This window comes from Ruegeria marisrubri (assembly GCF_001507595.1).
In the GTDB taxonomy this organism is placed as follows: Bacteria; Pseudomonadota; Alphaproteobacteria; order Rhodobacterales; family Rhodobacteraceae; genus Ruegeria; species Ruegeria marisrubri.
Window position 1 is genome coordinate 100,689 of record NZ_LQBQ01000036.1, and the last position, 12,923, is coordinate 113,611.

The 12,923-nt window shown below is 63.5% G+C and carries 11 protein-coding genes; 5 read left to right on the top strand and 6 right to left on the bottom strand.

Going from position 1 to position 12,923, the window contains the following annotated elements:
* Positions 1-24: 24 nt before the first annotated feature.
* Positions 25-1,707: an adenylate/guanylate cyclase domain-containing protein gene (locus AVO45_RS16065; RefSeq protein WP_068349042.1), complete on the bottom strand. Its 1,683-nt coding sequence runs from the start codon at positions 1,705-1,707 to the stop codon at positions 25-27.
* 164 nt (positions 1,708-1,871) lie between these two features.
* On the opposite strand from AVO45_RS16065, the gene uvrB reads away from it, so the two are divergent.
* The gene (uvrB, locus tag AVO45_RS16070) at positions 1,872-4,058 is read left to right on the top strand and encodes an excinuclease ABC subunit UvrB (protein WP_068349045.1); all 2,187 of its coding nucleotides are present in this window, start codon (positions 1,872-1,874) and stop codon (positions 4,056-4,058) included.
* Positions 4,059-4,259: 201 nt separating this feature from the next.
* Entirely contained in the window at positions 4,260-5,315 is a 1,056-nt protein-coding gene (locus AVO45_RS16075) for a phosphatase PAP2 family protein (RefSeq protein ID WP_205627904.1), read from the top strand.
* Positions 5,316-5,428: 113 nt separating this feature from the next.
* Here the strand turns inward: AVO45_RS16075 and AVO45_RS19810 are convergent, their stop codons facing one another.
* Entirely contained in the window at positions 5,429-5,851 is a 423-nt protein-coding gene (locus AVO45_RS19810) for an excalibur calcium-binding domain-containing protein (protein WP_157770186.1), read from the bottom strand.
* On the opposite strand from AVO45_RS19810, the gene AVO45_RS16085 reads away from it, so the two are divergent.
* Together AVO45_RS16085 and AVO45_RS16090 are read left to right on the top strand one after the other, a co-directional pair.
* Entirely contained in the window at positions 5,850-6,368 is a 519-nt protein-coding gene (locus AVO45_RS16085) for a HugZ family pyridoxamine 5'-phosphate oxidase (protein ID WP_240482158.1), read from the top strand. The genes AVO45_RS19810 and AVO45_RS16085 overlap by 2 nt on opposite strands.
* A 117-nt stretch (positions 6,369-6,485) precedes the next feature.
* On the top strand, positions 6,486-6,956 hold the full coding sequence (locus AVO45_RS16090; RefSeq protein ID WP_068349049.1) for an aminoacyl-tRNA deacylase: 471 nt from the start codon (positions 6,486-6,488) through the stop codon (positions 6,954-6,956).
* Between the two features lie 48 nt (positions 6,957-7,004).
* Here the strand turns inward: AVO45_RS16090 and AVO45_RS16095 are convergent, their stop codons facing one another.
* Together AVO45_RS16095 and AVO45_RS16100 are read right to left on the bottom strand one after the other, a co-directional pair.
* Entirely contained in the window at positions 7,005-7,412 is a 408-nt protein-coding gene (locus AVO45_RS16095) for a universal stress protein (protein ID WP_068349052.1), read from the bottom strand.
* 66 nt (positions 7,413-7,478) lie between these two features.
* The gene (locus AVO45_RS16100; RefSeq protein WP_068349055.1) at positions 7,479-7,805 is read right to left on the bottom strand and encodes an antibiotic biosynthesis monooxygenase family protein; all 327 of its coding nucleotides are present in this window, start codon (positions 7,803-7,805) and stop codon (positions 7,479-7,481) included.
* 173 nt (positions 7,806-7,978) lie between these two features.
* On the opposite strand from AVO45_RS16100, the gene AVO45_RS16105 reads away from it, so the two are divergent.
* Positions 7,979-8,644, top strand: a complete 666-nt coding sequence (locus AVO45_RS16105; RefSeq protein ID WP_068349057.1) for a hypothetical protein — start codon at positions 7,979-7,981, stop codon at positions 8,642-8,644.
* A 52-nt stretch (positions 8,645-8,696) separates the two neighbouring features.
* On the opposite strand, the gene AVO45_RS16110 is transcribed toward AVO45_RS16105, so the two are convergent.
* Complete coding sequence (locus AVO45_RS16110) at positions 8,697-10,982, bottom strand: glycosyl hydrolase family 28-related protein (RefSeq protein WP_068349061.1); 2,286 nt, start codon at positions 10,980-10,982, stop codon at positions 8,697-8,699.
* Between the two features lie 184 nt (positions 10,983-11,166).
* Positions 11,167-12,741, bottom strand: coding sequence for a lysine--tRNA ligase (locus AVO45_RS16115; RefSeq protein WP_068349064.1), 1,575 nt, complete (start codon positions 12,739-12,741; stop codon positions 11,167-11,169).
* Between the last annotated feature and the right edge of the window lie 182 nt (positions 12,742-12,923).

A 12,923-nucleotide genomic window follows, 5' to 3' on the forward strand; every position in this document is an offset into this window, starting at 1 on the left:
CCCACGGCCCAAGTCGGTGCCATTCTAGAGTTCAATGCCTTCGAGGCGCCCCTGGGGGCTGCGTATCGCGGCCGCCAGACTGTTCCTGAACCTGTCCTGCGATGGTGGAAGCACAGGGCACCGGGAACATACGTTCGGAGTGGGGTCCAGGCTCGCCGCCCGTGCAAAGGCCGTCTTGGCGGCCCCCTGATCCCCGGCCTCGCGCAGGGCAAGGGCGTGCATCAGGTGCATCGCGCGCTCTTTCGGGCGGGTGTCGGCGGCCATGCGGGCCTCGGACGCAGCCATGTCATACCGGCCCGCGCAGTACAGCGCCGCCGCCCGCAGAAAGCGCCGATAGGGGATCATCGGGTTGTGGACCTGCCGTTGCAGCAACAGGCCGAACCTGTCGGCGGCCCCGGCAAAGTCCTCCTCGGTCATCAGGATGTGACCATCAAGCTCGTGGTTCTCGGCATAGGCCGGGTTCAGGTCGCGGCTGCGCTGCAGGTCCGCCCGCGCGCCCTCGGCATCCTGCAGGCAGTTGATCCGGAAATAGCCTCGCGCCCAAAAGACGTAATCGCTGCTGGGGCTCTGCTCGACCGCCGTGTCCAGATCGGTTTCGAGCGTGTCGCGCAACTCGTCGGGCAGAGGCTCGTACCTGGCGGCACTCAGCATGATTTCCGCCTCGGCCCGCATCGCCAGCGCCACCCCGTCCTTGGGATTCATCCGTTTCGCCCGCTTCATCAGCCGCAGCCCCTCTGACCAGTCGTCATAGGTCAGCCGATAGAACGCGTTCGCGGCCCGCGCCCGCAGTTCGGAAATGCTGAGGTCCTCTTCGGGGATATGGGCCAGCCGGTCGCCGTCAAACGCGTTCGTCTGGATCCGCAGGTCGGCCTCGGCCCGTTCCAGAACGACATCGCAGAAATCAAAGATGTCATCCGTTTCCCGGTCATAGCTTTCCGACCAGACGGGCCGCCCTTCCGACCTTAGCACCAGCGTCAGGCTGAGCCGCCCCTTGCCGCCCGCCACGCGCAGGCGGCTGCGCAGGTCATAGGTCGCATCCTCGACCGGCATTGCCGCCGCGTCCAGAATGACGACCCCCACCCGCCGCGACATCCGGATCACCAGCTGATCATGCAGATCCCCGGCCAAGGCCGCCGTTTCCGCATCCAGCGGCGCATATTCGATGGCGCCGACCGCGATCGAGGTGATCCCGCCGGGATCGTTGCCGCGTTGCCGGCTGGCGCGCCATTGATAAAGCCGAACCGGTTGCGCGATGTTCTTGAGCCGGAATATCCCCGCATCCTTGAGTTCCGACGCCACCGGCCCCGAAAGCTGGCGAAACAGGTCCTCCGACACCATCAAGCCTCCGGGCGGGGCCTCGGCCTCGATCCGCTGGGCGATGTTCAGTCCCGAGCCATAGATGTCATCCCCATCCGAGACGACCTCGCCGATATGCGCCCCGATGCGCAGTTTCAGCGCGCTTGCCGTTTGCAGCGCCGACTGGATCTCCATGGCGCCTTCGACGCAGGAGGCGACGCTGCCAAAGGATATGATCCAGCCATCCCCGAGCCGCTTGAGAATCGTGCCCTCATGAGCATTCACCAAGGGTTCCAGCAGGTCGGCGTGCAGCTTGCGCACGGCCTCGATGGTGGCCGCCTGATCGCTTTCCATCATCGCCGTGTATCCGACGATGTCCGCGAACATCAGAACGGCCAACCGGCTCTCCATTCCCCCTTCTCCCTGCTGATGCCAACCACTCTAGAGCAGGGCGGCCGTTCAAGAAACCTTGATGCGGGGACGGCTTTCCGCAGGAAATGCCGCCACAATCGCCCCGGGGGGTTGAACCCTGCTGCGAAGGGATCAATCTTGGCAGATCGAGGAGCCGACCAGACATGCCCTATGCCCATTCCGACAAGACCCAGTTGACCGCCGACGACGTGCGCGCCCGCCTGAAACTCGAAGGCGGCAAGCGCTTCGTGATGCACACCGAGTTTGCCCCCGCCGGTGACCAGCCCACCGCGATCAGCGAGCTGGCGCAGGGCATATTGGAGGGCGAGCGCAACCAGGTGCTGCTGGGCGCCACCGGCACCGGCAAGACCTTCACCATGGCCAAGGTGATCGAGGAAACCCAGCGCCCCGCCATCATCCTGGCCCCCAACAAGACGCTGGCCGCCCAGCTTTACGGCGAGTTCAAGGGCTTCTTCCCGGACAACGCGGTCGAGTATTTCGTCTCGTACTACGACTACTACCAGCCCGAGGCCTATGTGCCGCGCAGCGACACCTATATCGAGAAGGAATCCCAGATCAACGAACAGATCGACCGGATGCGCCACTCGGCCACGCGGGCGCTGCTGGAACGTGACGACGTGATCATCGTGGCCTCGGTCTCGTGCATCTATGGCATCGGCTCGGTCGAGACCTACGGGGCGATGACGCAGGATCTGAAGGTCGGGAACGAATACGACCAGCGGCAGGTGATGGCCGATCTGGTGGCCCAGCAATACCGCCGCAACGATCAGGCGTTTCAGCGCGGCAGCTTCCGGGTGCGGGGCGACAGCTTGGAAATCTGGCCTGCCCACCTCGAGGACCGGGCGTGGAAACTCTCGTTCTTCGGCGAAGAACTGGAACAGATCACCGAATTCGATCCCCTGACCGGCGAGCGCACCGACACGATGGAGCAGATCCGGGTCTATGCCAACTCGCACTACGTCACGCCGAAGCCGACGATGCAGCAGGCGATCCTCGGCATCAAAAAGGAGCTGCGCCAGCGGCTGGATCAGTTGGTGGGCGAGGGCAAACTGCTGGAAGCGCAGCGGCTGGAACAGCGCACCAATTTCGACCTCGAGATGCTCGAGGCCACCGGCGTCTGCAACGGGATCGAGAACTACTCGCGCTATCTGACCGGACGCGCGCCGGGCGAGCCGCCCCCGACGCTCTTCGAATTCATCCCCGACAACGCCATCGTCTTTGCCGACGAATCCCACGTTTCCGTGCCGCAGATCGGCGGCATGTATCGCGGCGACTACCGGCGCAAGTTCACGCTGGCCGAACACGGCTTCCGCCTGCCGTCCTGCATGGACAACCGCCCCCTCAAGTTCGAGGAATGGGACGCCATGCGCCCGCAATCCATCTTCGTCAGCGCCACCCCCGCGGCGTGGGAGCTGGAACAGACCGGCGGCGTCTTCACCGAACAGGTGATCCGCCCCACGGGCCTGCTGGACCCCGAGGTCGAGATCCGCCCCGTCGAGATGCAGGTGGACGACCTGCTGGACGAGGTGCGCAAGGTCGCCGCCAAGGGCTATCGCACGCTGGTCACCACGCTGACCAAACGCATGGCCGAGGACCTGACCGAATACCTGCACGAGCAGGGCATCAAGGTCCGCTACATGCATTCCGACATCGACACGATCGAGCGGATCGAGATCCTGCGCGACCTGCGGCTGGGCGCCTTCGACGTGCTGGTGGGCATCAACCTGCTGCGCGAGGGACTCGACATCCCCGAATGCGGTCTGGTGGCCATTCTGGACGCCGACAAAGAGGGCTTCCTGCGCTCCGAGACCTCTCTGATCCAGACCATCGGCCGCGCCGCCCGCAACGCCGAGGGGCGCGTCATCATGTATGCCGACCGCATCACCGGCAGCATGGAGCGCGCGCTCGAGGAAACCAACCGCCGCCGCGCCAAGCAGATCGCCTATAACGAGGAACACGGCATCACCCCCGAGACGGTGAAGAAGAATGTCGAGGACGTTCTGGCCGGTCTCTACGAGGGCGACGTGGACATGAACCGCGTCACCGCCACCATCGACAAACCGATGCACGGCGCCAATCTCGAGGCCCATCTGGACGGGTTGCGCGAGCAGATGCGCAAGGCGGCCGAGAACCTGGAATTCGAAGAAGCCGCCCGCATCCGCGACGAGATCAAGCGTCTGGAAGCGGTCGACCTGGCCGTCGTCGACGACCCCATGGCGCGGCAATGGGCGGTCGAGAAAGCCTCGGAAGATGCGGTGCGGTCCAAGGGGCGCTCAACGGCCGGGCGGCCCGGGCAGCGCGGTGGGAATGTGAAGCGGCGGAAAAGGTGACGCGCAGGGTAAATTTCGCATTCCCGGCGCGACGGACTGCACAAGCCAGACAGTGAAAACCAACCGAAAACTGCTGCATTCAGCGCCGCACCATTTTTTGCACGATCAGTAAGGGAATTTACGATTTCTTTACACGATTGTATTTTCTGAATGAATTGTAAGTATCTGAAATGCTTGCAATTTTTAGGAGATGCAAAAAACGTGCTTGAAACTCGAATTTGCCCATTTTGGGTGTATGTATCCGTCATTTCCCTTGCTGTTATCAATCTTTTCGTTCTGACATTCACGCGAGCTTCCCTCGAATACACTGCGGCTTGGCCTCAGTTTATCGTGATACTCGTTCTGGGCTCGGTGGTTTGTTACTGGAAACGCCAACTGGTCGAGCTCCACCAATTACCATATTGGCGTGTCGTCCTCATGCGGCTTTGTGATGGTCTCCTGTTCCTGCAAGTCGCATGGATGAATATTCGGGTGTTCAACCACCTGACGATGATGGCGCCCTTTCCCTACGTCGACGACCTGTTGCTCGGTTGGGATCGCCTTCTCGCCCTGCCGTGGCGCGAATACTTCGAGTTCATTCACTCCAAGCCGTTCCTGATCGCCCTGCTTGACGCAAGCTACACGTCTCTATCAACGCTCAGTTTGGTCGCCTTGGTCGTTCTATGCGCGATGAAGGATGGTCGCAGGGCGAGGTTCTTCGTCGAAGCCTTTTTTGCCACTGCATTGATATGCACCGCAGTTGGTGCAGCTTTTCCCGCCAAAGCCGCTGTCGCCATGTTGGTGCCCGATATCGCAAGCTTCACGAATTTCATCTATGCTCCGGGTGTTTACCATCTACCGCACATGGAAGCCTTGCGTGACATCGCCGTGCCCGTGGTTTTGGACCTATATAATTTGCCAGGTCTGGTAACCTTTCCGTCGTTTCACACCGCGGCGGGCGTTCTTCTGGCAACAGCGTTCTGGCGAACACGGCTATTTGCTCCGGTGCTGGTCTATGCGATCGTGATGATCGCCTCGACCCCGATTTTTGGCGGCCACTATTTCGTGGATCTTCTGGTCGGTCTTCTGGTGGCAGCTTCGGTCAGCGCCATCGTTGCAACGCAACCTATCTACTCGGGGATGTTCGGATCAAAGGAACTCACCTATCCGAAAAAAATCGGCGGGGCGCGGAATCAAAAGCCGCTTTTGCCTGATAGACCGGGAGTGTTTCACCTTTCCAATCAACAGGGCCCGGAATCGTCTGGAAAGCAAGCGTAGTGTGGGGTTTCACCCCACCTCCGCAATCGCGCAAACGGCGGGGTAAAACCCCGCCCTACATCCTTTCCCGAAAGTATCTTCTGCCCGTAGGGCGGGGTTCACCCCGCCACCCCTCACGGCCGCACGAATTTCGCCCCGCCCAGCATCCGCTCTTTCGCCTCGCGCGCCTGCCCGTTGGCCGCGCTTTGCGGCTCTGTCTCCACCGCAACTCCACAAGCCACGCCGTCGCCATCCGGGTCGTTGCGCTCGTGATATCCCAGCCCGCCCCGATAGGCCGGCGCGATCCCCACCGCCTGCGCCGCGTCGCAGCCCGCAAGCGCCACGATGTGCAGCACCGCCTCGGCCGGCTCATAGGGCGAGGTGCGCAGGTAGACCCCCAGCGCGATGCCGAATGTGGTGACCGGCAGCATCAGCACCATCAGCAGGATGCGCAGCGGCGACAGGGCGCGCCTGCGCAGCGCCTCGGCCCGCCTCTGCCGGCGGCCGGAGCGGCGGTTCGCGGGGATTTCCTGGCTCGACTCGGGCGGCTCTGGCATGGATGCTGTGCTAACCCCGGATTATGGCAGCACGATGACCCGACAAGACCCGTTCCAGCCCGCCGACGAGACCTCCCGCGCCCTGTCTCGTCAGTTGATGCAGGGCGCCACCCACGCCGCGCTGGCGGTGCTGCAACCGGGCACGGGGCTGCCCTCGGTCACCCGCATCGCGCTGGCGCTCGACGCGGCGGGGCAGCCGGTGTCGCTGATCTCGACCCTTGCGCATCACACCGCCGCGCTCGAGGCCAACCCGGCCTGCGCCCTGCTGATCGGAGAGCCGGGCGACAAGGGCGACCCGCTGACCCACCCGCGCCTGACGCTGCACTGCACCGCCCAGCTGATCCCCCGTGACGCGCCCGGGCATCCGGCGCTGCGCGATCACTACCTGGCGCAGCGGCCCAAGGCGAAGCTCTACGCCGATTTCGCCGATTTCCGCTTTGTCCGCTTCCAGGTCACCGACGGGTTGCTGAATGCCGGCTTCGGCAAGGCCTACCGGATGGCCCCGGGCGATTTCTGAGGCCCCGGGCTTGCCCGACTCGGCCAACGGGCGCAGAATGACCCATCATTCATGACATGGCGCCCTGGTTGCGCCTGACACGCACGGCCGGGTGCCAATGGATCCACGGAGGACACCATGACCATAGCCGCGCGATTGAAACACCACCTCGAGGCGCAGGGCCTGCCCTTCAGCATGGTCCGCCACCCCTATGCCGCCACGGCCGCCGAATGTGCCGAGGCCGCGCATGTGCCGGGCGACCATCTGGCCAAGTCCGTCCTCATCCACATGGAAGAGGGGCCGATGCTGGCCGTCGTCCCCTCGAACCACCATGTCGATCTGACCAGCCTGCAGTCGATCCTGTCACGCCGGATCGGCCTGGCGCCGGAAACCGAGGTCGAAGAGGTCTTTGACGACTGCGACCTGGGCGCCGCGCCGCCGGTGGGCAGCGCCTATGACGTCCCGACCATCATCGACGACAGCCTGACCGGGCTGGACAAGGTCTGGTTCGAGGCCGGAGATCACAAGACCCTGGTCGAGATGAAGGGAAAGGACTTTGACAAGCTGATGAAGGATGCCAAACATGGCTCCTTCTGCACCCTGCACTGACGGCACGCTGATGGCCGGCCCCGCCGGGCCGGCCATCAATAAACACGTTCACCTTACGACATGCACCGCGCAGCGGGCGTGACGCACCACATGCGTCGCGGTCGATCCCAGGAAGATGTCCTGCATCCCCGGACGGTGCGAGGCGATGATGATCAGGTCGGGCTTGTTGGCCTCGGCCCAGTCCAGGATCGACCGGCCCGAGTGGCCCTCGATCACCTCGGCCTTGGCATTGGGCAGCTTGGCCGCCATTTCATCCAGTTCGGTCTGGATCGCCCGGCGCGCCTCGGTCAGGTATTCCACCGGCATGTAAGAGATCGCGTAATCCGGAATATGTTCGACCACATGCAGCAGCGTGATCTTGGCCTCTGGCGTGGCCAGGATCTTGGCCAGCTTCATAGGCGCCGTCACGTCGCGGTCAGCGTCAAAGGATATGGGCACTAGGATGTTGTGATACATGGTTCGCGTTCCCCTTTCAGACAGCGCCAGATTGTTGTGAACAGGATCGGGACACCTTGATCCAGGTCACGGTGACCCGAAAGTTTCCGCCACGTCATACATGACCGGCTCAAAGCTCTTGCACAGCTCATTGATCTTGCGGTTCCGCTCGCGCATTTCCGGCGTGCGCAACATGGCCAGAAAATCCTCGCGCCGCTCCCACTGCGAATAATTGGCGATCCGCGTCTGCGCGTCGTTCACATGCAGTCCCGCGGCGATGAAGCCCGGCTGCTTCGAGATGAAATTCGCATAGGCATCCGTCAGCGCCTCGAGAAGATCCTGACAGGTTCCGGGCGTCATCTCGAATGTGGTGATCACGGTCTGGACAGCTGCGTCCTTTGAGATTTTCGGCATCTGGCATCTCCCTTTCTTCGCTTCAGCCTAACACAGGTTTTTCGGATTGCGTCGAAATTCCTGCATCAATCCAGCGACTTCCCGTCCGGCATGGCAACCGCCAGCAAGATTGCCGGGCGGCAGTAACCAGCTGTTAACCATGAAAGCGGACGGTCCATGCCAAGGGAGATGTCATGGGTCGGTTCCTCCTTGCCTTTCTGATTGTCCTTTGGGTGGCAAGGCCGGCCCTGGCCGGCGCGTGGCTGCGAGAGCAGGGGCAGGGCTTTGCGGCATTCTCCGTCACGGCGCACAAGACGGATGAGGGGGGGCTGGAATACAAATCCTCGCTCTACGCCGAATGGGGGCTGCTCGACTGGATGACCGTGGGGCTGGACGCGAACGAAAATCAGGCGCTCCACGGTCACGCCCTGCTGTTCGCGCGGGTTCCGCTGGCGGATCTCGACAGGGCAGGGCGTGTCTCGGCCGAACTCGGCGTCGGCGTGCATCATCGGCAGATCGACTGGCGGATGATGTACAAATCCACGCTGTCTTACGGGAACAGCTTTCCGGTGCGCTGGGGCCACGCCTGGATGGCCATCGACGCCGCGCTCGAGTTCCGGACCGGGCAGGACCGCTTGCAGAAACTCGACCTCACGGCGGGCTTGTCGTCGGAGCGCAGGTTCGACCCCCTCCTGCAGATCGAAACATCCCGTGTCCCGGGCCAGCCGATCCACTGGACCGTGACGCCGTCGCTGATGATCCGGTCGCCCGGGATCCGGACGACCTGGCTGCTCGGGCTGCACAAGCGGTCCCGCACACGACAGCTCGGCCTGAAATTCGCCCTGTGGCGGGATTTCTGACGCCAGCGATCCGGGCCGCCGCAAGCGGCGCCCCGGGGATGGTGACACAGGCCTACTTGTCGATCCTCATGATCACGGACACCGTGCCCTTCAGGGCTTCCGGCCATTTCAGATGTATCTGATCCTGCTGCGCGCCCTGCTGCACCAGCGCATAGGGGGTGGCGTAACGGATCGCCTCGCCGCCGGTGCGCAGCGCGTCCAGCGCCATCACGCTGTCGCAGCCCCGCGCCTTTGCGCCGAACGGCAACTCTCCGCCGGGATCGATCACCCAGGTCTGCGCCGCCGTGTTCTGGCTGTGACGCAGCCGGAGCGGATTGGCGGATTTCGCGCTGACCCCGTGATAGGTGTTGCCCTCGAACACCACATGGACGCAGCGGTTGTAGTCCAGCCCGGCATGGCTGGTGTCGACCCGCTCGGCCCGGTCGATATAGCCGTTGATCGAGCGGAACTTGTTGCCGGTGACCGTCAGCCCGTTCAGGAAATGCCCCGAGCCATAGGGCCGGATGACGATATAGCTGAACCAGGGCGCCACCTCGCCCGACAGGAAAATGTTGTCGGTGATGCTCATCGCGCTGAAGGAGAACCCGGTGGTGAAATCGGGCGAGGGGTCATGCTCGTTGGTCCACTCGATATAGCAGTTGTCGACGTAATTCTCGGCGATGGTCGAGCTGGTATAGGTGCCGATCACCACCAGCCCCGCCGACCGGGTGCCGTTGGGAACGCTGTCGCCCTGGAAGAAATGGTTGCCCAGCACCATGTTGTTGTCGCCGCCCAGAACCGCAAAGTGATGGAACCGGGTCGCCCGGTTGTGCCGCAGCTTGATGTCATTGGCATTGGCGTTGAGCGCGATCGACGCCCGCTCGGGCACGGTCAGGCTTTCCTCGGCCGACAGGAACTGGCAGCCGTCGATCAGCATTCCCTGACACCCGGTCCCGATCGAGGTGATGCCGCGATCCTTGGGCCGGCTCACGAAACAGTTCGTCAACGAAAAGGTGGCCCCCGACGGCGCCAGCCGGATGGCGCTGCACCGGCTGTTGCACTGGAACTCGATGTCCTCCATGCCGAATTTCTGCAACGAGCTGAAGCCCTTGAAATCCAGCAGGTACTTGAAATCGACGAAGGTAAAGCTCTGCGTTCCCGCCGCATCATGCAAGGGCGCGCTCAGGGTGATCTCGGCCGCCCCTTCGTTTTTCGAGCGCACATAGATCTCGCGCCCGACGCCGCTGCCCTGAACCAATGCCCCCACCGGGATATTGGCCACGTTGACCACGTTGGTCAGCTTGTAGGGATCGTTCGGATCATAACTTGCCTGCGAGGTGAAGGTGTCGGTGTCCCATGCCGGGCTGTCCTTCACGTCCAGCTGCCCGTTGCGGATCACCCGCCGGGTGGCATAGCTGGTCCGGTTCGGCACCGCGGCCTGCATGTCGATCGGCGCGCTCACCGAGACCTTGCGCCCGCCCATGTCCAGCGACTCGTGGTCCGAGTTGTTGATCAGCGCCTGGAATGCCTTGCGAAAGGCCAGCGCCTCGTCCCCGAAGGCCGCGATATAGGTCGGCAGATCGAAATTCTTGGTCAGCAGCAGCATCTTGTCGGTGGGCATCGAAACCGTGCCCTCGAACTCGATCTCGGAATTCATGCTGGTGGTTTCGCCCAGGAAATAGGTGCCCTCGGGCACCAGCACCTTTCGGCCATTGGCCGCGTTGTCCGCCGCCTCGAAGGCGGCCCAGTCATCGGTCACCCCGTCGCCGCGCGCGCCATAGTCGCGCACGTCCACCACGCCGACCATGTCGCGCAGAAAGACGCTGGTGACATCCTCGATCCGAATGTCGTCGACCCGCACGACCCCGCCATTGGGGCCTTCCAGATTCAGCCCGAAATGGCCGTAAAGCGCCGACGCCCCCCAAGGCATGTCCACGCCGTCCCGATGGCCGGTGCCGACGATGGCGCTGACCTCGACGACGGTGCCATAGTTCGTCAGGGCCACCGCCGGCCCCTGTTCGGTCAGGCCGGCGACATGCACGTCGCCCGCACCTCCGGCCCAGCCGGCGATCCGAACGCTGGGCAGCGGCCCGCTCACCGCCTTGATGCGCGCCGTGATCTGCAGGTAGCACCCCGGCAGCAGGGGGGTCTGCCCCATGTAGCGCAGCTTCTGCGTCGCATTCGTCTTCTGCAACTCCAGGCAGCCGCCGAAATCCGCGTCCGCCGGGACGAAGGCCGCGCTGCCTGAGGCGGCATAGGTATCCGACCCGGGCGTGCCGTCGCCGCTCGACCAGACGTCCAAACCGTTCACGAAAGCCGGCGGCATGAACACGATGCCGTCCGTGATTGCCTTGTTCATTGAAACCCCTTTCCCATTCGCGCCGCGGTCCACTGCGTCGCGCGCATCAAAAGCCGGGTTCGGGCAAGCCCCGAACACAGCCATCTGGGTATTGCAAAGGGGTTAACCCCGGCTCACATCACCGTGACGGTGGCGTTGCGCGGGGCAGGGGGCAGGGGCCTTGCACAGCCCCCGCAGATCTTGTTCAGACCAGTTCGCCGGCCAGCGCCTTGTCGATCAGGGCGATGGTTTCCGCCACGCCATAGAGCGCGATGAATCCACCGAAGCGGGGCCCCTGGCTGGCGCCCAGCAGAACCTCGTAGAGCGCCGTGAACCAGGCGCGCATCGGGTCGAACCGTTCCCGGCCGATGGCATAGACCACCGATTGCAGCGCCTCGTCCTCGATCGGCCCGTCATAGGCTTCCAGCGCCGCCTTCAGCGCCTCCAGCGCCTCGCGCTCCTGCTCGGTCGGCAGGCGGAACGTGCGGGTGGGTTTGACGAAATCGTTGTAGTAGCGCACCGCGAACCCGGCCGCCTGATCCAGGTCGGGGTGGGTCTCGGCCGTGGCCTCGGGCGCATAGCGGCGGATGAAGCCCCACAGCGTCTCCTTGTCCTCGGCGCCGGAAACCGAGGCCAGGTTCAGCAGCATCGCAAAGGGCACGATCAGGGTCGATTCAGGCACCTCGCCGCCGTGGATATGCCAGACGGGGTTGTTCAGCTGCGCCTTCAGGTCCTGCCCCGGATAGGCCCGCAACTGCTGGTGATACTCGTCCACCGCCTTGGGGATCACGTCGAAATACAGCCGCTTCGCCGTCTTGGGCTTCTGGTACATGAAATACGACAGGCTCTCGGGCGCGGCATAGGTCAGCCACTCCTCCATCGACAGGCCGTTGCCCTTCGATTTCGAGATCTTCTGGCCGTGCTCGTCGTTGAACAGCTCATAGCTCAGCGTCTCGGGCGGCTGCTTGCCCAGCGCCCGGCAGATCTTGGACGACTGCGTGACCGAGTCGATCAGGTCCTTGCCCGACATCTCGTAATCCACGCCCAGCGCGGCCCAGCGCAGCGCCCAGTCGGGCTTCCACTGCATCTTGACATGGCCGCCGGTGACCGGGATCTCGACCCGCTCGCCATCGGGTTCCTCGTAGACGATGGTGCCCTTTTCGACATTGCGCTCCAGCGTCGGCACCTGCAGCACATGGCCCGTCTTGGGCGAGATCGGCAGGAAGGGCGAATAGGTCTCGCGCCGCTCGGGGCCGAGCGTCGGCAGCATGATCTCCATGATCTTGTCGAACCGCTCCAGCGCCACCAGCAGCATCTCGTCGAAGCGCCCGGAGGTGTAGTACTCGGTGGCCGAGGCGAACTCGTAGTCGAACCCGAAACTGTCGAGGAACTCGCACAGCCGCGCGTTGTTGTGCTGGGCAAAGCCCTCATGCGTGCCGAACGGGTCGCGCACCTTGGTCAGCGGCAGGTTCAGGTCCTGCTTCAGCTCTTCCTGCATGGGCACGTTGCCGGGCACCTTGCGGAACCCGTCCATGTCGTCGGAAAAGCAGATCAGCTTGGTGGGAATATCGCTCAGCTGCTCGAAGGCGTGACGCACCATCGAGGTCCGCGCCACCTCGCCGAAGGTGCCGATATGCGGCAGGCCCGAGGGGCCATAGCCGGTCTGGAACAGCACATAGCCCTTTTCCGGCGGAGCATGTCTGTAGCGTTTGAGCACCCGGCGCGCCTCTTCGAAAGGCCAGGCCTTGGACGCAAGAGCGGTTTCACGCAGTTCGGACATTTTGGTTTGATCTCCATCGGAAAAACGGCGCCGGCCGCCCCATGCGACCGGACCGGTCCCTCCTATTGTGCCGGTGCAGCATGAGTCAACAAACAGACAGGCAAACAAGGGCTATTTCTGCCCCTTTTCCGCGATCCAGCCCAGGATTTCCCGCACTTGCGGCTCGGCGGCCAGCCATCGCG